Source organism: Streptomyces sp. NBC_00102, from assembly GCF_026343115.1.
Classification (GTDB): Bacteria; Actinomycetota; Actinomycetes; order Streptomycetales; family Streptomycetaceae; genus Streptomyces.
Genome location: NZ_JAPEMC010000001.1, coordinates 5,270,450 through 5,294,821, shown reverse-complemented (window position 1 = coordinate 5,294,821; position 24,372 = coordinate 5,270,450). Strand labels below are relative to the sequence as shown.

Here is a 24,372-nt window from a genome sequence, read left to right as displayed (position 1 = left end):
GGGGGGTGGGAGCCGGACTCAGCCCTTGGTGAGGACGGAACGCGCGAAGAAGAGGAGGTTGGCCGGCTTCTCCGCGAGGCGGCGCATGAAGTAGCCGTACCAGTCGGTGCCGTACGCGGTGTAGACACGCATCCGGTGGCCCTCGGCGGCGAGGCGGACGTGCTCGTCGCTGCGGATGCCGTAGAGCATCTGGAACTCGTACTCGTCCAGCTTGCGGCCGGCCTGACGGCCGAGCTCCTGGGCGATGGCGACGAGACGCGGGTCGTGCGACCCGATCATCGGGTAGCCGTCGCCCTCCATGAGGATCTTCATGATGCGGACGTACGCCTTGTCGATCTCGGCCTTGTCCTGGTACGCGACGGAGGCGGGCTCCTTGTACGCACCCTTCACGATACGCACGCGGCTGCCCGCGGCGGCGAGGCGGCGGGCGTCGTCCTCGGTGCGGAACAGGTACGCCTGGATCACGCAGCCGGTCTGCGGGAAGTCCTTCCGCAGCTCCTCGTGGATGGCGAACATCGAGTCGAGGGTGGTGTGGTCCTCGGCGTCCAGGGTGACCGTGGTGCCGATGGCCGCGGCGGCCTCGACGACCGGGCGGACGTTCGCGAGCGCCAGCTCGTGGCCGCCTTCGAGGGCCTGGCCGAACATCGAGAGCTTGACGGACATCTCGGCCTTGGTGCCGAAGCCCAGGTCCTTCAGGCGTCCGACCAGCTCCAGGTAGGCGTCGCGCGCGGCGGCGGCCTCGGCGGGCGTGGTGATGTCCTCGCCGACCACGTCGAGGGTGAGCTCCAGGCCCTTCTCGACGGAAGCGGTGACGACGGGGAGAACGTGGTCGACGTTCTCGCCGGCGATGAAGCGGTCGACGACCTGCTTGGTGCCCGGCGCGGCCGAGATGAACCGGCGCATCCGGTCGCTGCGCGACGCGGCGAGAATCACGGGACCCAGCACGGGGCACCTCCACGAAAGTACTGATGGACGACGGGACGACTGCGGCAACGGCCGTATGTCCTGGAGCCGGGCGAAAGCCTTCGAACCGGTCCGGACCATGACAGCACGGAGAACCACGGTGAAATCTATGGATTGCACCGAACGTGTGCCATGGACAGCTGTCACGCATCTGTGCCCGCCACCTCATACATCTGTCTGAAGGGTGCGAGAATGGCGTGATGAAAGGCGACTACCAGGAACTCGTCGACGAGATCTCCGGGCTGCTGAGCGCGCCCGCCATTCTGGAGAACCGCGACTTCGGCCTGATCGCCTCCGGCGTTCACGACAGCGACGACACCGCGATGGACCCGGTCCGCACCCGGTCGATCCTGACCCGGCGCTCGACCCCGGCGGTCCGCGCCTGGTTCGAGGGGTTCGGCATCACCCGGGCGACCGGCCCGGTCCGGATTCCGGCGGGCCCGGAGACCGGGGTCAACCGCGGCCGGATCTGCCTCCCGGTACGCCACCGGGGGGTGGTGCTCGGTTACGTCTGGCTGCTGGACGCGGAGCCCGGCCCGAGCGACGAACGGCTGGCGGCGGCGATGGAGGTGGCGGACCGGATCGGGGCGCTCCTCTCCGACGAGGCCCGGGCGGGCGCGGATCTCTCGCGCGAGCTGGGCGCCGCCCTCACGGCGGGGCACGGCTGGCAGCGGGACATGGCGCTGGCCGCGCTCCGGGAGGCACTCGGCACCGACGCCGACGGGCTGCACGCGATGGTCTGCGTCTCCCCGTGGACGGCGGCCGACACCCCCTCGGCGCGCGCGGTCCCCTCAGCGGCGGCACTCACGGTGGTGGCCTCCCCGGCCGGGCCCGACGCGCTCTGCCTGGCCGCGCTCGTACGGCTGCGCTCCCCGGACGCCCCCGGCCCGGCGGACGCGGCGGCCGAACGGCTGCGCGCCTCGGCGGGCGGAGCCGCGACCGCCGGGATCGCCGTACCGCGCCGGGGACTGGGCGAGCTGGCCGGCGCCTGGCACGAGGCGGTGTCGGCTGCCCGCGCGGCGGCTGCCGAACCCCGGCTCGGCCCGGTCGCCCAGTGGTCCGGCATCGGCCCGTACCGCCTGCTGACCGCCCTCCCCCGCTCCCCCACGGGCCCCGACCCCTCGGCCGCGGCCCTGCTGGCCCCGGTCCACGCGGAGCTGGCCCGCACGGCCGAGACCTTCCTCGACCTCGCGGGGCAGGCCGGCCGGACGGCGGCCGAGCTGGGCGTCCACCGCCAGACCCTCTACTACCGGCTCTCCCGGGTCCAGCAGCTCACCGGGCTCGACCTGGGCGACGGCGAGGACCGGCTGCTGCTCCACATGACGCTGAAGGCGGCACGGCTCTGAGCGGGCCGGCTCCGAGCGGGGCCGGCTCCGAGCGAGGCCGGCTCCGAGCGAGGCCGGCTCCGAGCGGGGCCGGCTCCGAGCGAGGCCGGCTCCGAGCGGGGCCGCCGGGACGGCTGCCGGGACGCCCGCCGGATCAGTCGTCCTCCCCCGCCTCGACGACGGGCGACGCGCTGACCAGCGCGACCATCACCAGCGGGGCGTCCCCGTCGCTGTGGCCGACGCTCACGGCGATCCAGCGGTCCCGGCCGGGGAGCGGCCCCCAGACACTGAGGTCGCCGTAACAGTCCTCGCCGAGCAGGGCCGCGTGGAGCGGGGGCAGAGGCCGTCCCGCCTGGCGCCGGAACAGCGCGGGGTGCATCGCCACCCGGCTGTGCGACCCCCACCGGACGTCCAATTCCGCCACCAGCGCTTCGAGTTGTCGCTGTGCGGCGCCTTCCGCGTCGGTCCAGTCGCTCCCGTACACGCCGGTGAGGCCGTCGCCCTCCCAGAGCGGAACGATCCGGAACCCCTCCCCGGTGGTGGCCCGCCACTCCCCCGTCTCCGGGTCCCCCTCGCCGACGGTGGGCCCCGCCAGGGGTACGGGCCCCGCCGCCAGCGCGGTCACCTCGGCCACGGCCCGCCCGGCGTCGAACGCCTCCCCGGCGCGGACGCTCACAGCACGGCCCGGTCGAGCGGACGGGGCAGCGGCCGGAGCGCGCCGGCCGCGCTCAGCGCGCCGTACGCCTCGACCACCTCCGCCGTACCCCCCAGGGCCAGCAGCACGCCTCCGCCGGGCAACTCCTCCCGCCCCGTGCCAAGTCCGTCCGGGACCAGGGCCGCCCGGGCGGGCGAGAGGTAGCCGTACCGGCCGACGACCGGGTCGCCGACCGTGTGACCGGCCTCGTCCTCCAGCGCGTCGAGGAGGTCGTCGTCACTGACGTCACCGAAGTCCGGGCCCCACACGCGCGCGAGGGCCGCGAGCAACTGCGCCTCGGGCACATCGACTCCGTCCGGCGCGTCGACCGCGACGACCACGGACTGGAGCAGGAACTCCGGTGCTCCACCCGCCAGTCCACTGATCTCCACCCGGACTCCCGTGGCCGGTACGGCGATCAGCCTGAGCCCGGTGCCGACCCGGTCGGACCAGTCGTCGGCGGTACGCGCCTCGCGCAGGACCTCCGCCAGCGGCTCCCGCCCCGGCGCGAGCGGGGCGTCGTCCGCGCCGGACGCCCGGACACGCCGCCACGCCCAGTCGGACCCGGTCGCACCACCGAGGAGCGCGGCGATCTGCCGGAGCGTCAGTTCCCAACGCCCGGACAGCTCTTCGACGGATTCCACCCTCGGGCCCCAGAAGCCCCGCACCACACGCCGCATCCGTTTCCTCCGTCGCCCGGTGTCCAACGCCTCTCGGGTCAGCAGACTAAGGGCTGTCCCGTCATTACACGGGCCCCGGCGCGGGGCTGCTCGACCCGGTTTCTCGATGGGCGGGGCGGATAGGGTCGTGAACCGGGAGTTCCACCGGACCTGTTGACCCATGGAGGGCCGCGCCATGCCCGCACCCGCGCAACTCTGGGAGGACGCCGATCTCCCCACCCGCCGGCTCGCCGGTCTGGCCCTCAACCCGTCCGTGCCCGAGAGCGTCCTGCTGAGGCTGCTCGCCGACGCCCCGTTGGCGGCACGGATGGTGCTGTGCCGGGACCGGGTGCTGCCCGACGCGGTCGTCGACGCGGTGATCGAGCACCCGGACCACCGCACCCGCGGCTTCTTCGCCCGGAACCCCCATGTCGATCCGGCCCAGCGGGCCCGGCTGGTGGACGATCCCGAGTGGCTCGTCCGAGCCCACCTCGCCGAAGGGCCCGCAGTGGACTTGCCCGACCGGCCCCGGCCCCTGCCCGACGAAACCGTCATCCACATGATCAGAACGTACGACGACGATCTCCAGTGGACTCTTTACCGTCATGTGTCCGCCGAGCTGCGCGAGTCCCTGCACAGCCACCCGGTCGCGGAGGTCCGCCGCTGGGGGCTGGGCACGTTCGGATCAAGCTCCGCCGAGGTACGGGCCGCGATGCTCACCGACTCCGACGAGGGTGTCCGGGAGATGGCGCGGCAGCGTGCGCGCCTCGAAGACCCGGCGTGGGTGGAGAGCGTGCTCCCCGACCGGCCGTGCCACGCCCGCACCGACATGCTGGTCAACAGAGCCCTCAGCAGAGCCGTGGTGGACGGCGTCCTCGCGACACCCGTGGGCAAGGAGGACAAGGCGATGATCGCCGGCAACCCCACCCTCCCTCCCGACGCCGTGATCCGCCTGGCCGCCGATCCGGATCCGGAGATCCGGGGCCGGATCGCGCGCCGCGCGGACCTCCGGCCCACCGAGCGCCGTGCGCTCGTCGCCGACCCCGACCCGGACGTACGCAGGAAGGTGGCGCACCACGCGGACCTGGGACCGGCCGAGCGCGCCGCGCTCGCGACGGACCCCGACCCGGACATCCGGCTGGCCGTGTCCGTCCACCCCGGGCTGAGCGAGGAGGAACGCGCCCGGATCGACTACGAAGTCCCCCGGGGCGGCGACTTCGTCCGGTGTCGTCCGGCCTGGACACCCCAGGATTCCGAAGCCGTCCGCGCGTACGCGCTCTCCGAACACCCACTGCTGCGCCGGCGAGCAGCCAGGTATCACCTGCTACCGCCGGAACTCGTCGCGCGCCTGGCCGACGACGACGACCTCGGTGTCCGCGTCCTGCTGGCACAGAATCATCCGCACGCCCCCGCACCACTCCTGCTGCGCAGCTTCGTCGAGTACACCGGTGCCGAGCGCGCCCACCTCACCGCACGGCCGGACTTCCCGACCGAAGGGCTGGCTGCCTTCGCCGACCACGAGGACCCCGCGGTCCGGGCCTTGGCCACACGCGACCCCGCGACCGGGCCGACGGTGGTGGAGCGGCTCTCCCGGGACCCGGATCCCGCCGTGAGGGCCGCTGCGGCACGCCACCCGAATCTTCCGCGGCCCCGGCTGGCGGAACTCCTCGACGACGAGGAGTTGGCCCACGCCGCCGCCGCGAACCCGGCGTTGGGTCCGGACACGGTCCGCCGCCTGGTGGAGGCGCTTGGGACGGCCGGGTCACCGGCCGCGTAGCCACCGCCGGCCCGAAGCCGCGCGGGTCACTCGCCGAGCTTGCGCACGGCGGCGGCGAGCATGGTGTCGAGCGCATCCTGGGAGGCCCGGAGGCCGGCGATCGCCTCGGCGACCCTGGCGGTTTCGCGTTGCAGCGCGGAGACCATGCCCCGGCAGCCGGACGGGACGAGCCGGTCGTCCTCGGCGTGCACGCAGTGCATCAGCCCGGCGATCATCGAGGTGGGCAGTCCGCCCGCGAGGAGGTAGCGGATGCTGCGCACCGCCACCACGTCCCCGTCGTCGTAGTCGCGGTAGCCGTTCGCGAGCCGTCGCGGGCGGAGCAGGCCCTGCTCCTCGTAGTAGCGCAAAAGCCGCCTGTTCACCCCGGTCGCCTCAGCGAGGTCACCGATCCGCATGCCCGTCCCCCTGCCGTCCGGTCGCGGGGCGCGCGCCGTCGACCGACTTGACCTTCACACCGGTGTGAGGTCCTACCGTCCTCATTGTCACCGAACGCGGAGCGAGTGGGGAGATCGGCATGTCCGGAGCAGTCGTCGTCGGAGCGGGTACGGGAATCGGCGCGGCGGTCGCCCGCAGGTTCGCGCGGGAGGGGCTGCCGGTGGCGCTCCTCGCACGCGGTGAGGGGACGTTGAAGGCGGCCGCCCAGGCGGTTGGGGCCGAGGGCGGTCCGGTGCTCACGCTGACGGCCGACGCCACCGACGAGGACGCGCTGCGCGCCGCTCTGGACGCGGCGGCCGACAAGTTCGGCCCGGCCGACGTGGTGGTGTACAACGCCGCGATCATCAGGTCGGACGCGCCGGGCGAGCTCTCGGCCTCCGGCCAGCTCGACGCCTGGGCCGTCAACGTGGGCGGCGCGCTCACCACCGCCGCCCACCTCGTGCCGGGCATGGCGGAGCGCGGGCGCGGCACCTTCCTCGCCACCGGGGGAATGCCCGAGCCGAAGCCCGGGTGGGTCAGCCTCTCCCTCGGCAAGGCCGGGGTACGGACCCTGGTGCACCTGCTCGACCTGGAGTACGGCTCCCGGGGCGTCCATGTCGCCTCCGTGACCGTGGACGGGCCCGTGGTGCCCGGCACCTCCTTCGACCCCGATCTGATCGCCGAGCACTACTGGCGGCTGCACACCCAGCCGGAGGGCCGGTGGGAGCAGGAGGTCGTGCACAGCCGGACGGTCGCCGCGCACACCCCGTAAGAGCTGCCCGGGGGCGGGTACGGCCCCTGCCGGTTCCGCAGGGGCCGTACCCGCCCGGGCGGTGTCCGACGGACACCGCCCACGGGGTGTCCCTCAGCTCAGATGCCGGGTGAGGAAGCGGGCCGCGTCCTCACCCGCCGACTGCGGGACCCCGGTGTGGCCGCCCATGCTGGCGAGCAGCGTCTTCTCCTCGGAGCCGAAGGCGTCGAAGAGGTCGAGGGCCGCCTGACGGTCGTTCCCCTCGTCGTCCCACTGCAACAGGACGTGCAGCGGAATGGTGACCCGGCGCGCGTCCTCCTGGATGGCGCGCGGCACGAAGCTCCCGGCGAACAGGACGGCGGCCGTGACGCGCGGCTCGACCAGCGCCAGCCGGATACCGATGGAGATCACTCCCCCCGAGTACCCGACCGGGCCTTCGATGCCGGGCAGCGCGAGGAGGGCGTCGATGGCCGCCTGCCACTCCGGGACCGCCTGCTCGACCAGCGGGAGGATGAGGGCGTCGACGGTCTCGTCACCGACGGGTTCACCGGCCTGGAAGGCCCGGCGCATGTCCGCACGAGCCTGGTCGACGGCGGCCAGACGGGGGCGGTCGCCTCTTCCCGGGAGTTCGATGGTGGCTGCTGCGAAGCCGTCGGCCACGGCCCGCCGGGCCCGCCCCACCAGCCGGGGGTACATCTTGCCCAGTCCGAGCGGGGGGTGGCCGAGCAGGATCAGCGGCACCGGTGCGGAGGCGGATGCCGAGGCGGGCGTCCACAGGAAGCCGGGAATGCCGGGGGTGCTGCCGAGGGTGAACTCGCGCTCGAGAATGTTGTCGCCGAGGCGTTGTTCGGAAGTGAAACGCATGGTCGTGCCTTTCGGGAGAGCTCGCGAACGGCGCTCCCGGACGACCTATCGCCCGACCGTGACCCCGGAGGAGAGCACCACAGTGAATTGGTTCACGGGTACCACCTCCTCGTTCTCTCGCACGGCCTTGGGAGGCTAGCACCTCCGCCGCGCCCCGGCCGACGGAATTCTCGCGGAGCGGCGGGCCAAGGGCTGTCCCGCTGCTCCGGGCGGGACAGCCCTCAGTCGAACGCTCCCGGCTTGCGCGCGCTGTCGATCGGTTTCTGCGCGGTGTGCACCACCTTGACCGGCAGCCCCTCCTCGCGGAAGGCGGCACGGGCGGCCTTGGCCACGTCCGGGTCGGAGAAGTGCCACTCGACTGCGCGCCCTCCGGACGCCTCCACCTGCGCGCGCGCCTCCGCGAGGAACTTCTCCTTGCCGGAGGCGGTGAGAGCCGTCTTGCCCGGCTGGGCGAGGTAGCTGGTGTAGCCGTTCTTCGCCTCCAGGAACGTCTGCCTGCTGGAGTCCCAGCCGTCGTACTCGACCGCCGGCTTGCCCTCCTTGGGGCTGGGGACGACGTACTCACGGCCCCGGACGGTGCCGGTGACCTGTTCCTGGTAGCGGAGCCAGGACTCGTTGGTCCAGTTGGGCTGGGGGTTGCGGTCGCGGCTCGCCCAGTAGCCGTCGCCGAGGTCGGCGGAGCCCAGCTCGGGGTCGTTCAAGTCCTTGGCCCAGGGCGCCGGTTCGTAGTTGCGCGGGTCCGAGGTGTCGCCGTGGCGGGGCTCCGGGTACTGCTTGAGGTCCTCGGCCGCCTTACGGGCGCGCTCGGGCTCCTCCAGACGCTTCTTCTCCAGCGCGGCGGCGCGGGCGTCGGCGCGGGCCTTCTCCGCCGCCTCCTTGGCGGCCGTGTCGCAGCCGCCCTCCGCGAGGACGATCCGGCCCGCCGGACCCGAGGCGAGGATGCCGGTCCCGCTCCCGGCGACGCCCCCGGGGCCTCCCGCCGGGTCACCGCCTCCGCCGAACCGTACGAGCGGCCGGCCGGCGCCGATGACGCAGCCGGTCCTGCGGGCCGCGTCCTCCGCCTTGTCCGCGGCCTCGTCGGCCTCCTTCGCGGCCTTGCTCAGCCCTTCGAGGTCGCCCGCCTCGGCCGCCTCGGCCGCCCTCCGGGCCGCCGCGCCGGCGTCCCCGGCCGCCTCGGCCACCTCTTCCGCGGCCTTGCCGATCTTGCCGAGTTCGCCGACCTTTCCGGCGACCTTGCCGACGTCGTAGCCCGGGATGAAGAGCGAGCCGACGTTCCAGAGCACGTCGGTGACGGCACGGGTCTTCTCGCCGTTGTTCCACCGCTCGCGCACCTCGTCGCCGACGAACACGGTGTCGCCGACGCTGACGACGGTGTTGACCGAGGCCTTGCCCCAGTCGAAGACCGCACCGAGGTAGTCGCCGTCGCTCCACTTGCCCGTGGCGTCCTTGGAGTCCCGCATCCAATCGCTGCCGAGCTGCTTGCCGTAGTCGGCGATGCCGGACCAGGTCTCGGGCTTGACCAAGCTGACGATGCCGGTGACGTCGCCCCAGACACCGTCGACCGCGACACCCTTGACCACCTGCGTGGTCTGGTCCCAGGCGCAGCCGAAGAACCCCCAGCCGCCGCAGTCCTTCTCGTCCTTCTTCTCCCCGTCCCCTTCGCCGCCCTTGCCGTCGGAGGAGTCGTCGGTGGCGAGTACCGGTGTGTCGTAGGCGGCCTCCGGCTCCTCGCTCCTCTCGGGGTACGTGTCCGTGCCGCCGGTGAGCCCGCCCGAGGTGCCGCCCGAAGTACCGCCCGAAGTACCGCCGGTGGAGCCCGAGGCCGAGCCGCCCGACGCGGAGCCTTCCGTCGACGAACCCTCCGACGACGTGCCCCCGGTGGTCGTGCCTCCGGTCGTCGTGGAGCCGCCGTCCGATCCGGTACCGCCGGTGGTCGTCGACGAGCCCCCGCCGGTGGAGTCCGTACCCGAACTGCCGCCGGTCTCACCGCCCGTCGCACCGCCCGTCGCACCGCCGGTCGCACCGCCGGTCGCACCGCCCGTGCTGCTGCCCGCCTCCACCGAACCGCTGTCGGAGACGGGGCAGGAGGAGCCGGTGAGCGAGCAGATCGCGGACTGGAGCCCGCCGGTGATCCGGCCGCCCAGGCCGGTGGCCGTGAGCGCCCCGACGAGCGCGACGACGATGAGGACCAGGCCCAGGTACTCCAGCGCGGTCTGGCCCCGGTCGCGGCGCCAGGTGATCAGGTGCGGGACCGAGAACTCCGGCTTCGCCTCCCGGCGTCCGGGCGGCAGCAGGAACCACTCCCGGCTCCGGCGCCGGAAGAGAAGGATCAGGACCGTTACGGGTACGACGAGTTGGGTGAAACCGCGAGCCGAACCGTCGGCGAGGTTGGAGAGTCCCCCGGCCGCCAGCCAGAGCTGGAGGGCGACCAGCGCCCACCGGAGGCCGTTGCCGCCCTCGTGCAGCCGGCGCGAGAGCCACCAGGCGAGCGCTCCGGGCAGGGCCGCCCAGGCGGCGACACCGAGGAGTTGGCCGCCCACCGCGTCCACCGCGAAGGCCGAGCCGAACAGTCCGATCGCGCCCACCGCGGTCGCGGCGGCCAGCACCATGAGCAGAATCTGCGCGAGGGCCAGCGCGCGCGGTATCGGCTGCCTGCCACCGGATACCGGAGCCCCTGCGGCTCCGCCAACGGGTATCCCACCGACTGCCGACATGCTGACCCCAACCCCCGGTGCCCGTACGCGACACGACTGCCGCACACGCTAGGGGCGGGTGGCGGCCGGAGTCGTGGGCCCCAGGACCCAACTCCGGGCCCATAACGGACCGTTCGGAGCCGAACCGGACAGCAGGGACGGACGCTCCGGGGCATGCGAAACACCCGGGGCCCGTACGTCCGGGAAGACGTACGGGCCCCGGGTGCGAAGATCACTGCGTGCCGGGGCACGCGGTGCGGGGAACGGATCAGGCGACGAGGTTCACCGAGCGGGCCATGGCGGCCCCGATCTCCTCGGAGATCTCGTTCAGCACCGACTGCGGGACGGTGTCGTCGACGGTGAGGACGACGACCGCCTCGCCGCCCACGTCCGCACGCGAGACCTGCATGCCCGCGATGTTCAGACCGGCCTCGCCGAGGATGCGGCCGACGGTGCCGACGACACCGGGACGGTCCTGGTAGCGCAGGACGATCATGTGGTCGGCGAGCGCCAGGTCGACGTCGTGCTCACCGATGGCGACGATCTTCTGGAGGTGCTTGGGACCGGCCAGCGTGCCGGAGACCGAGACCTCCTCGCCGCCCGAGAGGGTACCGCGCACGGTGACGACGTTGCGGTGCTCGGCCGACTCGGAGCTGGTGGTGAGGCGGACCTCGACACCGCGCTCCTGCGCGAAGAGCGGGGCGTTGACGTAGCTGACCGTCTCGTCCACGACGTCCTCGAAGACGCCCTTGAGCGCGGAGAGTTCGAGCACCTTCACGTCGTGCTGCGTGATCTCGCCGTACACCTCGACGTCGAGACGGGCCGCGACCTCGCCCGCGAGGGCGGTGAAGATGCGGCCGAGCTTCTCGGCGAGCGGCAGACCCGGACGCACGTCCTCGGCGATGACTCCGCCCTGGACGTTGACGGCGTCCGGCACCAGCTCGCCGGCGAGCGCGAGGCGCACCGAGCGGGCGACGGCGATGCCGGCCTTCTCCTGGGCCTCGTCCGTGGAGGCGCCGAGGTGCGGGGTGCAGACGACCTGGTCGAACTGGAAGAGCGGGGAGTCCGTGCAGGGCTCCTTGGTGTACACGTCGAGGCCGGCTCCGGCGACGCGCCCTTCCTTGAGGGCGGAGTAGAGCGCCTCTTCGTCCACGATGCCGCCGCGTGCGGCGTTGACGATGCGCACCGAGGGCTTCACCTTGTGCAGCGCCTCGTCGCCGATGAGACCGAGGGTCTCCGGCGTCTTGGGCAGGTGCACGGTGATGAAGTCGGAGACCTCCAGCAGCTCGTCCAGGGTGAGGAGCTTGACACCCATCTGCGCGGCGCGGGCCGGCTGCACGTAGGGGTCGTACGCGACGATCTTCATGCCGAAGGCGGACATGCGCTGGGCGACCAGCACGCCGATGCGGCCGAGGCCGACGACGCCGAGGGTCTTCTCGCTCAGCTCGACACCCGTGTACTTCGAGCGCTTCCACTCGCCGTTCTTCAGGGCGGTGTTGGCCTGCGGGATGTGGCGGGCGGTGGCGACCAGCAGACCGCAGGCGAGCTCGGCGGCCGTGACGATGTTCGAGGTCGGTGCGTTCACGACCATGACGCCGGCCTTGGTGGCGGCGGAGACGTCGACGTTGTCCAGACCGACACCGGCGCGGGCGACGACCCGGAGCTTCTTCGCCGCGGCGATGGCCTCGGCGTCGACCTTCGTGGCGGAACGCACCAGGATCGCGTCGACATCGGCGATGGCCGGGAGCAGTTCGGCGCGGTCCGCGCCGTTGCAGTGCCGGATCTCGAAGTCCGGCCCCAGGGCGTCGACCGTGGCGGGCGACAGCTCTTCGGCGATGAGTACGACAGGTTTCGAGCTCACGTGTGTCCTCACAAATCCCAGTGCGGACGGCCGTCCCGACGGCCGCAGGCGGTGGAGGCTAGCCGCGTGGAAGACGCACGACACTGTGGGCCCTGACGCGTATATGTGTTGAGCAGTGTAGTCATGCAACGGGGCATTGAATGCTCCCCGGTGGAAGGATCACTCATCCGAGGGTGGACAGCCTGTACATACGTACGACCGCCGCCTCCGGACGCCGCCTTCCGGTCCGTGCGTGTGCCGCCCGTCCGCGCCCCGCAGTGACACGGGGCCGGGCGCGGGGCCGCCGGACGGGCCCCCGGGATCGGGGACCCGTCCGGCGGCCCGGAGGCTCACGCCTCGTCGTTCACCCAGCTCATGAGCTTGCGGAGCTCGCGACCCGTGGTCTCCAGGAGGTGGTCCTGGTCGGCGTTCTTGTACTCGTTGTACTTGGGCAGACCGTTGTGGTACTCGGCCATCCAGTTCTTGGCGAAGGTGCCGTCCTGGATCTCGGCGAGGACCTTCTTCATCTCGGCCTTGGTGGCGTCCGTGATGATGCGCGGGCCGGTGATGTAGTCGCCCCACTCGGCGGTCTCCGAGATGGACCAGCGCATCTTCTCCAGGCCGCCCTCGTACATGAGGTCGACGATGAGCTTCAGCTCGTGGAGGCACTCGAAGTACGCGATCTCCGGCTGGTAACCGGCCTCGGTCAGGGTCTCGAAACCGGCCTTGACCAGGGCGGCGGTGCCACCGCAGAGGACGGCCTGCTCGCCGAAGAGGTCGGTCTCGGTCTCCTCGGTGAAGGTCGTCTTGATGACGCCGGCGCGGGTGCCGCCGATGCCCTTCGCGTAGGAGAGCGCCAGCTCCAGGCCCTTGCCCGAGGCGTCCTGCTCGACGGCCACGATGCACGGAACGCCGCGGCCCTCTTCGTACTGGCGGCGGACCAGGTGACCCGGGCCCTTGGGGGCGACCATGCAGACGTCGACGTTGGCCGGCGGCTTGATGAAGTCGAAGCGGATGTTCAGGCCGTGGCCGAAGAACAGCGCGTCGCCGTCCTTGAGGTTGTCCTTGATGGACTCCTCGTACACCTGGGCCTGGATCGGGTCCGGAACGAGGATCATGATGACGTCGGCCTCGGCCGCGGCCTCGGCCGGGGTGACCACGCGCAGGCCCTGCTCCTCGGCCTTGGCCTTGGACTTGGAACCCTCGTGCAGACCGACGCGGACGTCGACGCCGGAGTCACGCAGCGACAGCGCGTGGGCGTGGCCCTGGCTGCCGTAGCCGATGACCGCGACCTTGCGGCCCTGGATGATGGACAGGTCTGCGTCGGCGTCGTAGAACAGCTCGGCCACTGGTGTTTCTCCTTGGTGTGCAGGTGTTGCGTCCCACCGTACGGCGGGGGGCGCCGTGTACGTTCTCCGGTCTCGCCATCCGAGCGGCGAGACGGGGGCGGAGGGCCCGGGCGGTGCGCCGCGGGCCCTCCGAGGCCGTGTGGTGAAAGTCCCGCCTGTCCGGGCGGACGGCGCCACTTCCACCACACGACCCAGGGGTCATGCGGTGCGGTCGAGAGCGCGCAGGGATCGGTCGGTGATCGAGCGCGCGCCGCGCCCTATGGCGATGGTGCCCGACTGGACGAGCTCCTTGATGCCGTACTGCTCCAGCATCTTGAGCATCGCGCCCAGCTTCTCGGCACCTCCGGTCGCCTCGATCGTGACCGCCTCCGGGGAGACGTCGACGGTCTTGGCGCGGAACAGCTGGACGATCTCGACGATCTGCGAGCGGGTTTCGTTGTCCGCACGGACCTTCACCAGGACGAGCTCGCGCTGGATCGCAGCGCCGGGCTCCAGTTCGACGATCTTCAGGACGTTGACGAGCTTGTTGAGCTGCTTGGTCACCTGCTCGAGGGGCAGGTCCTCGACATTCACCACGATGGTGATGCGGGAGATGTCGGGGTGTTCGGTGGTCCCGACGGCGAGCGAGTCGATGTTGAACCCGCGTCGGGAGAAAAGGGCGGTGATCCGGGCGAGGACACCGGGCTTGTTCTCGACAAGGACGGAGAGCGTGTGCTTGGTGGACATGGAGTCGGTCTCTCTCTGTCTCTCAGTCGTCTTCGTTGTCGCCGAAGTCGGGGCGGACGCCTCGGGCGGCCATGACCTCGTCGTTGGAGGTGCCGGCGGCGACCATCGGCCACACCATGGCGTCCTCGTGGACGATGAAGTCGATGACGACCGGGCGGTCGTTGATGGCGTTGGCCTCTTCGATGACCTTGTCCAGGTCGGCGGGGTCCTCGCAGCGGATGGCGTAGCAGCCCATCGCCTCGGACAGCTTGACGAAGTCCGGCACCCGGGTGCCCCGCTGCGGCACACCGTCGGTGTCGGCGCCGCCGCTCAGCACGGTGTTGGAGTACCGCTGGTTGTAGAAGAGGGTCTGCCACTGGCGGACCATCCCGAGGACGCCGTTGTTGATGATGGCGACCTTGATCGGGATGTTGTTCAGGGCGCAGGTGGTGAGTTCCTGATTGGTCATCTGGAAGCAGCCGTCGCCGTCGATGGCCCAGACGGGTGCGTCCGGCCGTCCGACCTTGGCGCCCATCGCGGCCGGGACCGCGTAACCCATCGTTCCGGCGCCGCCGCTGTTCAGCCAGGTGGAAGGCTGCTCGTACTTGATGAAGTGCGAGGCCCACATCTGGTGCTGGCCCACGCCCGCGGCGAAGATCGTTCCCTCGGGGGCGAGTTCACCGATGCGCTGGATGACCTGCTGCGGGGAGAGGCTGCCGTCCTCGGGCATGTCGTAGCCGAGGGGGTAGGTCTCGCGCCAGCGGTCGAGGTCCTTCCACCAGGCGCTGTAGTCACCAGTGTGGCCCTCGTTGTGCTCGGCCTGGACCGCCTGGACCAGGTCGGCGATGACCTCGCGGGCGTCGCCCACGATCGGCACGTCGGCAGCGCGGTTCTTGCCGATCTCGGCCGGGTCGATGTCGGCGTGCACGATCTTGGCGTACGGGGCGAAGCTGTCCAGCTTGCCGGTGACGCGGTCGTCGAAGCGGGCGCCGAGGGCGACGATCAGGTCGGCCTTCTGCAGCGCGGTGACGGCGGTGACCGAACCGTGCATGCCGGGCATGCCCACGTGCAGCGGGTGGCTGTCGGGGAAGGAGCCCAGTGCCATCAGGGTGGTGGTGACCGGGGCTCCGGTGAGCTCGGCGAGGACCTTCAGCTCGGCCGTGGCACCGGCCTTCATCACGCCGCCGCCGACGTACAGCACCGGGCGCTTGGCCTGGGTGATGAGTTTGGCGGCCTCGCGGATCTGCTTGGCGTGGGGCTTGGTGACCGGGCGGTAGCCCGGGAGGTCCTGGGTGGGCGGCCAGCTGAAGGTGGTCTGCGCCTGGAGGGCGTCCTTGGCGATGTCCACGAGGACGGGGCCCGGCCGGCCGCTGGAGGCGATGTGGAAGGCCTCGGCGATGGTGTGCGGGATGTCGTCGGCGTTGGTCACCAGGAAGTTGTGCTTGGTGATCGGCATGGTGATGCCGCAGATGTCGGCTTCCTGGAAGGCGTCCGTACCGATGAAGGCGGAGGCGACCTGACCGGTGATCGCGACGATCGGCACGGAGTCCATGTGCGCGTCGGCGATCGGGGTGACCAGGTTGGTGGCTCCGGGGCCCGAGGTCGCCATGCAGACGCCGACCTTGCCGGTGGCCAGCGCGTAACCGGAGGCCGCGTGCCCCGCACCCTGCTCGTGCCGGACCAGGACGTGGCGCACACGGGTCGAGTCCATCAGCGGGTCGTAGGCGGGAAGGATGCAGCCGCCGGGGAGGCCGAATACCGTGTCGGCCCCGACTTCTTCGAGAGAGCGGATGAGGGACTGCGCGCCCGTGACGTGCTCAACGATGGCGGACGGCTGTCCGCCGGTACGGGACCGCGACTGGGGGTGGTGGGCCCCGGTGGCCTGCTCGGTCATCGGCATTCTCTTCTCGAGGCTGAGGGTTTTGCGGGGTTTTGGGGAGTGCCAGTGCAACAAAAAACCCCTCGTGCCGTGAGGCAAGCGAGGGGAGCGCGCCGGTGCGGTAGGCGGAGTGTCGAACGACTCCGCTTCAGCCGACGCGCTTTCCAAGTACGAGAATTCGGGTGCGCATGGCATTGACCCTCTCTCCGGCACGTCGGCCGTGTCAAGCGGGTGGGACGGACGTCTCATCATGTGAGCCGCCCAGCCGGGGCGGCGAACCCCCCGCGAGGACGGGCTGAGCTGCCGGTACGCCGGGTACGGGGAAGTGCCCGCGGCGCAGCGCGTGGCGCAGCCGGTACTCGTCCAAGGGTCCGGAGAAGGCCATCCCCTGGCCGTGGGTGCACCCCATGGCCCGCAGCGCGAGCACCTGTTCCGGGACGTCGACGCCGTCCGCCACCGACTGCATGCCGAGATCGCAGGCGATCCGCAGCAGCCCGCTGGTGATCTTGTGCAGCCGGGCCGACTCCACCACTCCCTCGACGAGGCCCCGGTCGAGTTTGAGTACGTCGATGGGGAGGCGGCGCAGCGCGTTGATGGCGGCGTATCCGCTGCCGAAGCCGTCGAGCGCGATACGGACGCCGAGGCGGCGCAACGCCACCAGGCGGCGTTCGAGTTCGTCGAAGGAGATCCGGGGGTCACTGTCGCCCACCTCGATCATCAGGGCGCCGGAGGGCAGGCCGTGCCGGGTCAGCAGCGCCTCGACGGAGCCGTAGGGCAGCGCGTTGTCCAGCAGCCGGCCGGCGGAGAGCCGGACGGACACGGAGACCGGGTATCCGGCCCTGGCGCGCTCGGCGGCCTGCTGGACGGCTTCCTCCAGGAGCCAGCGGCCGAGTTCGGCGGTGCGGTCGCCCTCGTCGGCGACGCGCAGGAACTCGGCGGGGGTGAAGAGGATGCCCTGGGCGGAACGCCAGCGGGCCTGCGCGGCGACCGCGGCGACGGTACCGGTGGCGAGGTGCACCACGGGCTGGTGGAGCAGGGCGAACTCGCCGTCGCGCAGGGCGGTGCGCAGCCGGGCCGCGAGCTCGGAGCGGCGCACCACGTCGGCCTGCATCTGGGGGGCGTACAGCTCGACGCGGTCCTTGCCGGCGGCCTTGGCGCGGTACATCGCGAGGTCGGCGTTGCGCATGAGGTCGGTGGGGGTGATGCCGGGTTCGGCGAAGGCGACCCCGATCGAGGCCGCCACCCGTACCTCCCCGGGGCCGATGAGGTAGGGCTGGGAGAGGGTGAGGCGCAGCCGGTCCGCGATCTCGTGGACCTGGTACTCCCGGGCGGCCTGGTCGCGGGTGCCGTCGCCGACGATCAGCGCGGCGAACTCGTCGCCGCCGAGGCGGGCGGCGGTGTCCCCGGCACGTACGGAGTCGGCGAGCCGCTGGGCGGCCTGGACGAGGAGTTCGTCGCCGGCCTGGTGCCCGATGGTGTCGTTGACGGCTTTGAAGCCGTCGAGGTCGATGAAGAGCACGGCGGTGCCGGGGTCGCCCGCGCGCCTGCCGCCGAGCGCCTGGCGTACCCGGGTGGTGAAGAGGGCGCGGTTGGGCAGGTCGGTGAGCGGGTCGTGTTCGGCGTTGTGCTGCAACTGGGCTTGGAGGCGTACGCGTTCGGTGACGTCGCGGCTGTTGAGCAGGAGGCCGCCGTGGTGGCGGTTGACCGTCGACTCGACGTTGAGCCAGTCCCCGGCGCCCGACCGGAAGCGGCACTCGATCCGGGTGGTGGGCTCCTCGGCGGGGTGGGCGGCGAGGAAGCGGCGTACCTGGTGGACGACTCTGCCGCGGTCGTCGGGGTGGATGATCGAGATGAGTTCGGTTTCGAGCAGGTCTTCCGCCGGGCAGCCGTACACCCCCGCGGCCGCCGGACTGACGTAGCGGAGCCGCCCGTTGGGATCGGCGATCATGATGACGTCGCTGGAGCCCTGGACCAGGGAGCGGAAGTGGTTCTCCTGCTGGGCGAGTTCCTGGGTGAGGGTGAGGTTGTCCAGGAGCATGATCGCCTGGCGCAGCACGAGGGCCAGCACGACGGCGCAGCCGGTGAAGACCACCACGGCGTCGACCCGGCGGCCCTCGACGACGTTGTACAGGATGCCGAGGGTGCAGACGGCGGCGGCGAGGTACGGGGTGAGCGCGGCCAGTGATCCGGCGATCGGGCGGCTGGTGGAGCGCACCGCCCGGCCGGGGCGCTCGTCGAACGCGGGATGTCCGGGCTGGACGGCCGTGTGGCGTACGCCCCAGGGGGCGTAGGCGAGCAGGAGTGAGCCGGCGAACCAGCCGGCGTCCAGGAGCTGGCCGGAGTGGTAGGTCGAGCGGAGCAGCGGCGAGGTGAACAGGGCGTCGCTGACGACGGTCAGGGCCAGTCCGGCGATGGCGGTGTTGACTGCCGAGCGGTTGGCGTTGTTCCGGCGGAAGTGCAGGGCCAGCACCATGGAGACCAGCACGATGTCGAGCAGCGGGTAGGCCAGCGACAGCGCGGCGCGGGCGACGCTCTCACCCTCGCCGACGACGTCCGTGCGGTGGGCGAGGGCGAGGCTCCAGGAGAGGGTGAGCAGCGACCCGCCGATCAGCCAGCCGTCCAGCACCAGGCAGAACCATCCGGCCCGGGTGACGGGGCGTTTGGCGAGCACCAGGAGTCCGATGATGGCCGGTGGGGCGAAGCAGAGGAAGAAGAAGTCGGCGGCGGAGAGCGGGGGTACGTCCCCGTCGAGGACGACTTCGTACCAGCCCCAGACGGCGTTGCCGCAGGCGGCCATCGCGGAGGAGAACGAGAAGAGGAGCCAGGCCGCCCTGGAGGGCCGGCCGGCGGCGCCCGCGTAGAGGAGGCAGGAGACGGAGGCGATGAAGGCGGCCAGGCTGAGGCCGAAGTCGCCCATGAAGAGCGCCAGCCGGGTCGACCCCCAGCCGACGGCGGCACCGACCGCGTACCCCGCGCAGACGAGGGCGAGCAGGACCTGGGGCAGCACCCTCGCCCGGGCCGACACGGCCGGCCGACGGGAGAGCAGGGCGTCCAGGGCGCTCACCGGACGGCCCCTGGGTCCGGGGCGGTCCGCCGCACGGATCGGCGCACGGATCGGCGCACTTCCGGGGCGGTCCGCCGCACGGACCGGTGCGTCTCCGGCGCGGTCCGGCCCACCGCCGTGCGGCGGCGCACCGGTCGCGACGGCAGGCGGCCGTCCGGCAGCGCTCCCCTCGAAGACCACTGTCGTCGGTCCGGTGTCCGCCCGCCCTGCTTTCGGCCGCACATAGCCCACTGCCCCCTCGCGTCCAGCTGCCCGCCCCGCCGCCGTCCTTCCACGGCGCAGCCCCCGCCTCTGGACGATACACCAGACTCGTCACGCAAAGCCATACTCTCTCTACTCTCCGTGACGACCTGGGGTGTTGTGCGTACGGGGCGTGGCAGAGCGGCTCCGGAACGGGGTCGGCCGGTGCTGTCAGCCGGTGGTGTGCACGACGTTGTGCACGGGCTCCCCTGCGGCGAACCGGGTCAGTTGGGCGGCGATCAGCCGCTCGGCGCGCGGCAGGAAGGCGGACGTGCTGCCGCCCACGTGCGGACTGATCAGCACGTGGGGAGCATGCCAGAGAGGATGGCCCGACGGCAGCGGTTCCGGGTCGGTGACGTCGAGTGCGGCCCGCAACCGTCCCGACTCCAGTTCGACCAGCAGTGCCTTGGTGTCCACCACGGGGCCCCGGGCGACGTTCACCAGCAGTGCCCCGTCCGGCATCGCGGCGAGGAACGCGGCGTCCACCAGCCCTCTCGTGGACGGGTTCAGGGGGGTGGACAGGATCACCACGTCCGCCTGCGGGAGCAGCGCGGGCAGTTGGTCGAGGGCGTGCACGGGCCCGCGCGCGGTGGTCCGGGGGGTGCGTGCGACGCGTGCGATCCGCGCGCACTCGAAGGGCGCGAGCCGGTCCTCGATGGCCGAACCGATGGAGCCGTAGCCCACGATGAGCACCGACTTGTCGGCGAGCGCGGGGTAGAAGCCGGACCTCCACTCCTCCTCGTCCTGGCCCCGTACGAAGCCGGGTACGCCCCGGAGCGAGGCGAGTATCAGCGCGAGGGTGAGTTCGGCGGTGGACGCCTCGTGCACGCCCTTGGCGTTGCAGAGGCGTACGCCTGCGGGGAGACCCGCGAGGGCGGGTTCGATGTGGTCGGTGCCGGCCGAGAGGGTCTGCACGACCTGTACCGCGCGCATCTCGGGGATCGGACGGACGGATGCCTGCGGGCCCTTCATGTACGGCACCACGTAGAAGGCACACCGCGCCGGATCCGCCGGGAACTCGTCTCCGCCGTCCCAGAAGTGGTAGTCGAGGCTCTCGGGGAGCCCGGACACGGAGTCGACAGGGAGGGGCAGCCACACGTCTGTGCGGGTCGTGGAAGTCATGCCTCCGAGGCTATGCGAAGGCCTCCGGGGCGCCGCGGCGAGGCGTCACGGGGCCGGTCGGCGACGCCGCCGGGCCGAGCCGCGTGACGCGACGTGCTGTCGCACTCCCTATCGTGGGACGAGCACGGGGCGAATCCTGGGCGGTGGACCTGGGGAGGGTTCGGGGAGTTGGAGCGCAGGACGATCGGTGGGGCGGCGCTCGCCGTGGGCGCGGTGGGGCTGGGCTGTATGCCGATGAGTTGGGGCTACAGCGCGTCACAACGGCTCGGCGAACGCTCGGTGCGCACGGTGCACGCGGCTCTCGACGCGGGGGTCCGGCTGCTCGACACGGCGGACATGTACGGCCCGTTCACCAATGAGCTTCTTGTCGGCCGGGCGTTGAAGGGCCGCCGGGAGGACGCGTTCATCTCCACCAAGTGCGGTCTGCTGGTGGGGGACCAGCACATCGTGGCCAACGGCCGTGCGGGGTACGTGCGCAGGGCCTGCGACGCCTCGCTGAGGCGCCTGCAGACCGACGTGATCGACCTGTACCAGCTGCACCGCGCCGATCCGGAGGTCCCGGTGGAGGAGACCTGGGGCGCGATGGCGGAGCTGGTGACCGCCGGGAAGGTACGGGCGCTGGGGCTCTGCGCCGTGGGGGCGCTGGTGCCGCGGCGGTCCCGGGCGGGGCTGCACGACGCGACGATCCGCCAGTTGGAGCGGGTGCAGCAGGTCTTCCCGGTCAGCGCGGTCGAGGCGGAGCTGTCGGTGTGGTCGCCGGAGGCGCTGGTCTCCCTGCTGCCCTGGTGCACCGCGCGCGGGGTGGGGCTGCTGGCCGCGATGCCGCTGGGCAGCGGCTATCTCACGGGCACCCTGAAGCCGGGGCAGGGTTTCGAGCCGGACGACCCGCGGGCCCGGCATCCCCGGTTCACCGCCGAGATGATGGCGGCGAACCAGCCGGTGGTCGCCGGACTGCGCCGGGTCGCGCAGCGGCACGGGGCGACGCCCGCGCAGGTGGCGCTGGCGTGGGTGCTGCGGCAGGGCCCGCACGTGGTGCCGGTGCCGGGCGCGAAGCGCGAGGAGTGGGCGGTGGAGAACGCCGGGGCCGCCCGGCTGGCGCTCACCGACCACGATCTCGCCGAGATCGCCGCACTCCCGCCGGCCCGGGGTTCCTGGGACTGACGCCCTCGACCCGCGAGGACGCGCCCCGCCCGGGTTCCCGTGCGCACGGGAGCCCGGCCGGAGCGGGACCGGATCGCCGCAATGCCCGAGTACGGGGCGCCTGTACGGGCACCATGGGCGGGGGCGGTCCGCGGACGGGCGGCCCGGGAGCGGACGACGGGGCCCGGCGGGCCCGGAGAAGGATCGGTTCTGTGCGCGGTTCGGTGTGGGGATCAGTACGTGTCACCGCGGTACGCGGCCCGGCGGTGGCTCTTCTCGCGGCCGCGGCCCTGACGTTGACGGCCGGCTGCTCGGGGGGCTCCGGGGACACCGGAGCCTCCGGGGGCTCGGGGGCCTCGCGCGCGGCCACCGCCCCCACCGGGTCCGCCTCCCCCTCCCCCTCTCCCTCTCCCTCCCCGCTGCCGCCCGCCGAGGGCTCGGCGAAGGTCGTCTCCACCCTCACCACCGGCCTGGCCTCCCCCTGGGGGCTCGCGGTACTGCCGGGTGGCGACCTGCTGGTCTCCTCCCGCGACGAGGGCACGGTGACCCGGGTCGACGCCAAGACCGGCAGGAAGACGCTGCTGGGGTCCGTCCCCGGGGTGTCGCCCGCCGGTGAGGGCGGGCTGCTGGGGCTGGCCGTCTCCGCGACGTACGGCGCCGACCACCAGGTGTACGCGTACTTCACCACCGAGTCCGACAACCGCATCGCCCGGATGGTGTACGACGAACGACGGCCCGCAGGTGAGCAGTTGGGGGCGCCGGACACCATCCTGCGCGGCATCCCGAAAGGCGCGATCCACAACGGCGGCCGGATCGCCTTCGGTCCGGACCGGATGCTGTACGCCGGCACCGGCGAGACCGGCGACGACGGGCTGGCCCAGGACGAGGACTCGTTGGCGGGCAAGATCCTGCGGATGACCCCGGACGGGGAGCCGGTGCACGGCAATCCCGAGGCGGACTCGGTCGTCTACTCCCCCGGCCACCGCAATGTGCAGGGGCTCGCGTGGGACGGCGAGAAGCGGCTGTGGGCCTCGGAGTTCGGCCAGGACACCTGGGACGAGCTGAATCTGATCGAACCGGGCGGCAACTACGGCTGGCCCGAGGTCGAGGGCATCGCGCCGAAGGGCGCGGGCGGCGACTTCATCGATCCGGTCGCCCAGTGGAAGACGGCGGATGCCTCGCCCAGCGGCATCGCGTACGCGAAGGGCTCGATCTGGATGGCGGGTCTGCGCGGCGAGCGGCTCTGGCGGATTCCGCTGACCGGCTCGGCGAAGGAGCCGCTGGCAAAGCCCCGGGCATTCCTGGAGGGGACGTACGGCAGGCTGCGGACGGTGGTCGCGGCGGGCGGCGACAAGCTGTGGGTGGTGACCGGCAACACGGACGGGCGCGGCGACCCGAAGCCGGGCGACGACCGGATTCTGCTGGTGGAGGTCAGCTAAGGGCTGTCCCGCAATCCCTGGTGGGTGCGCGACGACGGCTACGGCACCTCGCCGCGTTGTCGGAGCGTCCGCATACATCCAGTATGCGGACGCTCCTCCGCCTTGCGATGCACCGCATCCGACGCCGCGCACTGATCCACCACGGATTACGGGACAGCCCCTAGTGGCCGGATCCGGAGATCCGGCCACTACCTGGTCCGGGCCGGGTCAGGCACTCGGCAGTCCGACGATCAGGTCGAAGAACATGGCGATCGAGAGGACCAGCCCGATGGCACCGAGCACCACGCCGCCGAGGGCGACGGAACGGATCCAGGACGGCTGCGGCTTCGCGGAGGGCGCGCCGAAGGCGGGCCGGACCAGCACGTAGACGCCGACGAGCAGGGCGACGATCGCGAAGATGCCGTTGACGAGGGCGGTGGTGTGCCAGGAGTCGCCGTAGATCTCGGAGATCTGCTGGGCGGTGCTGCCACCGCCGGAGGTCTTGATCTGGCCGATCAGCGTCTCGCGCTCGGAGGCGACCTTTCCGGTCCAGCCGCCGACCAGGCCGACGACACCGAGGGCGGCCGACACGACGGCCCCGGCACCGGCGCCGACGCCCCGGGAGGCGGCGTCGTCGTCCTCCTCGTCGAGGCTCTCTTCCAGGTCCTCGAACTCGTCGGTTTCCTCGGCGTTCTCGGCGTTCTCGGACCCGTCGGTCTTGCGGAGGGCGTCCGGTCCGGACGGCACGTTCTTCTCCCCGGTGGCCGGGGAGCCGCCCTGCGCCACCGCGTCGGCGGCGTCGGACGTGGGCGGCTGCTGCTCCTCGCGGTCGTCTTCGGCGGCAGGAGCGGTGGAGGTCTTGGCGGTGGAGGTGTTCATGCGCCGCACGCTAGGTGTTTCGTATGAGAACCCTCTTAACGCCGGCCCTTCCGGTCACGCCCCGCCGGACGCCGTCGCGGCCGGCTCAGGCCCCTGCGGCCCGCCGTTCCGGGGCGAGGACCGACCGGATCCCGGTGTCCTGGCGCCGACCGTGATACGCGCGACTCTCCCGCGGCACCCCGTCGCGGCTCATGCCGAGCCGAGGTCCGCGTGGGCGTCGGGCACCGCGTAACCGGGCACCGAGGGCCACCGGACCGTGAGCACGACCGACTCCTCCTCCGCGAACCAGGAGTGGTCGACGCCGTGTCCCCAGACGACGTAGTCGCCCTGCCGGGACAGCACCACGTCCCGGCCGGGCAGCTCCACCCGGAACCGCCCGCTGATGAGCACCAGCAGCGCCGTGCGCTTCTCGCCCCGCACCCACTGGGCCCGCGCGTCGCCGCGCGGGTGGACGCCCCACTTGATCTCGACGTCCTCGCTGTGGCGGGGGTCCGCGGCGTCCTTGAAATGCCCGAGGATCCATCCCCGGTCCAGGGCCGCGTCCGCCCCCGCGTTGCCCACGTACACGTTCTCGTTCATGCGTACGAAGCTTAGGG

At 72.1% G+C, this 24,372-nt stretch carries 19 protein-coding genes; 5 read left to right on the top strand and 14 right to left on the bottom strand.

The features are described 5' to 3' along the window. Positions 1 to 18: 18 nt before the first annotated feature. Positions 19 to 945, bottom strand: coding sequence for a proline dehydrogenase family protein (locus tag OHA55_RS23630; protein ID WP_266709453.1), 927 nt, complete (start codon positions 943 to 945; stop codon positions 19 to 21). A 218-nt stretch (positions 946 to 1,163) separates the two neighbouring features. Here OHA55_RS23630 and OHA55_RS23625 point away from each other — a divergent pair, with 218 nt between their 5' ends. Further along, positions 1,164 to 2,309, top strand: coding sequence for a CdaR family transcriptional regulator (locus tag OHA55_RS23625; RefSeq protein ID WP_266709451.1), 1,146 nt, complete (start codon positions 1,164 to 1,166; stop codon positions 2,307 to 2,309). Between the two features lie 133 nt (positions 2,310 to 2,442). Here OHA55_RS23625 and OHA55_RS23620 read toward each other — a convergent pair whose 3' ends face one another. Together OHA55_RS23620 and OHA55_RS23615 are read right to left on the bottom strand one after the other, a co-directional pair. Then, a complete protein-coding gene (locus tag OHA55_RS23620) occupies positions 2,443 to 2,964 on the bottom strand; it encodes a hypothetical protein (protein ID WP_266709449.1) in 522 nt (173 codons plus the stop codon). Next, on the bottom strand, positions 2,961 to 3,662 hold the full coding sequence (locus tag OHA55_RS23615; RefSeq protein WP_266709447.1) for a hypothetical protein: 702 nt from the start codon (positions 3,660 to 3,662) through the stop codon (positions 2,961 to 2,963). Before OHA55_RS23615 ends, OHA55_RS23620 begins: the two co-directional genes overlap by 4 nt. Before the next feature lie 175 nt (positions 3,663 to 3,837). Here OHA55_RS23615 and OHA55_RS23610 point away from each other — a divergent pair, with 175 nt between their 5' ends. Beyond that, on the top strand, positions 3,838 to 5,418 hold the full coding sequence (locus tag OHA55_RS23610) for a hypothetical protein (protein ID WP_266709445.1): 1,581 nt from the start codon (positions 3,838 to 3,840) through the stop codon (positions 5,416 to 5,418). Between the two features lie 26 nt (positions 5,419 to 5,444). Here OHA55_RS23610 and OHA55_RS23605 read toward each other — a convergent pair whose 3' ends face one another. Beyond that, positions 5,445 to 5,813, bottom strand: a complete 369-nt coding sequence (locus OHA55_RS23605) for a MerR family transcriptional regulator (protein ID WP_266709443.1) — start codon at positions 5,811 to 5,813, stop codon at positions 5,445 to 5,447. Positions 5,814 to 5,932: 119 nt separating this feature from the next. Here OHA55_RS23605 and OHA55_RS23600 point away from each other — a divergent pair, with 119 nt between their 5' ends. Next, positions 5,933 to 6,604: an SDR family NAD(P)-dependent oxidoreductase gene (locus tag OHA55_RS23600; protein WP_266709441.1), complete on the top strand. Its 672-nt coding sequence runs from the start codon at positions 5,933 to 5,935 to the stop codon at positions 6,602 to 6,604. Between the two features lie 93 nt (positions 6,605 to 6,697). Here OHA55_RS23600 and OHA55_RS23595 read toward each other — a convergent pair whose 3' ends face one another. The 8 genes from OHA55_RS23595 to OHA55_RS23560 form a co-directional block, all read right to left on the bottom strand. Next, positions 6,698 to 7,447 (bottom strand): dienelactone hydrolase family protein, encoded by a 750-nt coding sequence (locus OHA55_RS23595; RefSeq protein WP_266709439.1) that lies wholly within the window; start codon positions 7,445 to 7,447, stop codon positions 6,698 to 6,700. Between the two features lie 221 nt (positions 7,448 to 7,668). Then, positions 7,669 to 10,056: a Tox-REase-5 domain-containing protein gene (locus tag OHA55_RS23590; RefSeq protein WP_266709437.1), complete on the bottom strand. Its 2,388-nt coding sequence runs from the start codon at positions 10,054 to 10,056 to the stop codon at positions 7,669 to 7,671. A 352-nt stretch (positions 10,057 to 10,408) separates the two neighbouring features. After that, positions 10,409 to 12,001 (bottom strand): phosphoglycerate dehydrogenase, encoded by a 1,593-nt coding sequence (gene serA, locus OHA55_RS23585; protein WP_266709435.1) that lies wholly within the window; start codon positions 11,999 to 12,001, stop codon positions 10,409 to 10,411. A 329-nt stretch (positions 12,002 to 12,330) separates the two neighbouring features. Further along, on the bottom strand, positions 12,331 to 13,329 hold the full coding sequence (ilvC, locus tag OHA55_RS23580; RefSeq protein WP_266709433.1) for a ketol-acid reductoisomerase: 999 nt from the start codon (positions 13,327 to 13,329) through the stop codon (positions 12,331 to 12,333). 198 nt (positions 13,330 to 13,527) lie between these two features. Beyond that, positions 13,528 to 14,055 (bottom strand): acetolactate synthase small subunit, encoded by a 528-nt coding sequence (gene ilvN, locus OHA55_RS23575; RefSeq protein ID WP_266709431.1) that lies wholly within the window; start codon positions 14,053 to 14,055, stop codon positions 13,528 to 13,530. 22 nt (positions 14,056 to 14,077) lie between these two features. Then, a complete protein-coding gene (locus OHA55_RS23570; RefSeq protein ID WP_266709429.1) occupies positions 14,078 to 15,934 on the bottom strand; it encodes an acetolactate synthase large subunit in 1,857 nt (618 codons plus the stop codon). Between the two features lie 202 nt (positions 15,935 to 16,136). Continuing rightward, entirely contained in the window at positions 16,137 to 18,977 is a 2,841-nt protein-coding gene (locus OHA55_RS23565) for a bifunctional diguanylate cyclase/phosphodiesterase (protein ID WP_266709427.1), read from the bottom strand. Positions 18,978 to 19,388: 411 nt separating this feature from the next. After that, the gene (locus OHA55_RS23560; RefSeq protein WP_266709425.1) at positions 19,389 to 20,339 is read right to left on the bottom strand and encodes a 2-hydroxyacid dehydrogenase; all 951 of its coding nucleotides are present in this window, start codon (positions 20,337 to 20,339) and stop codon (positions 19,389 to 19,391) included. 168 nt (positions 20,340 to 20,507) lie between these two features. Between OHA55_RS23560 and OHA55_RS23555 the strand changes: the two genes are divergently transcribed. Beyond that, positions 20,508 to 21,500, top strand: a complete 993-nt coding sequence (locus OHA55_RS23555; protein WP_266709423.1) for an aldo/keto reductase — start codon at positions 20,508 to 20,510, stop codon at positions 21,498 to 21,500. Positions 21,501 to 21,691: 191 nt separating this feature from the next. After that, the gene (locus OHA55_RS23550) at positions 21,692 to 22,918 is read left to right on the top strand and encodes a sorbosone dehydrogenase family protein (protein WP_266709421.1); all 1,227 of its coding nucleotides are present in this window, start codon (positions 21,692 to 21,694) and stop codon (positions 22,916 to 22,918) included. 207 nt (positions 22,919 to 23,125) lie between these two features. Here OHA55_RS23550 and OHA55_RS23545 read toward each other — a convergent pair whose 3' ends face one another. Together OHA55_RS23545 and OHA55_RS23540 are read right to left on the bottom strand one after the other, a co-directional pair. Further along, the gene (locus OHA55_RS23545) at positions 23,126 to 23,776 is read right to left on the bottom strand and encodes a hypothetical protein (protein ID WP_266709419.1); all 651 of its coding nucleotides are present in this window, start codon (positions 23,774 to 23,776) and stop codon (positions 23,126 to 23,128) included. Between the two features lie 189 nt (positions 23,777 to 23,965). Beyond that, a complete protein-coding gene (locus OHA55_RS23540) occupies positions 23,966 to 24,355 on the bottom strand; it encodes a signal peptidase I (RefSeq protein ID WP_266709417.1) in 390 nt (129 codons plus the stop codon). Positions 24,356 to 24,372 lie beyond the last annotated feature (17 nt).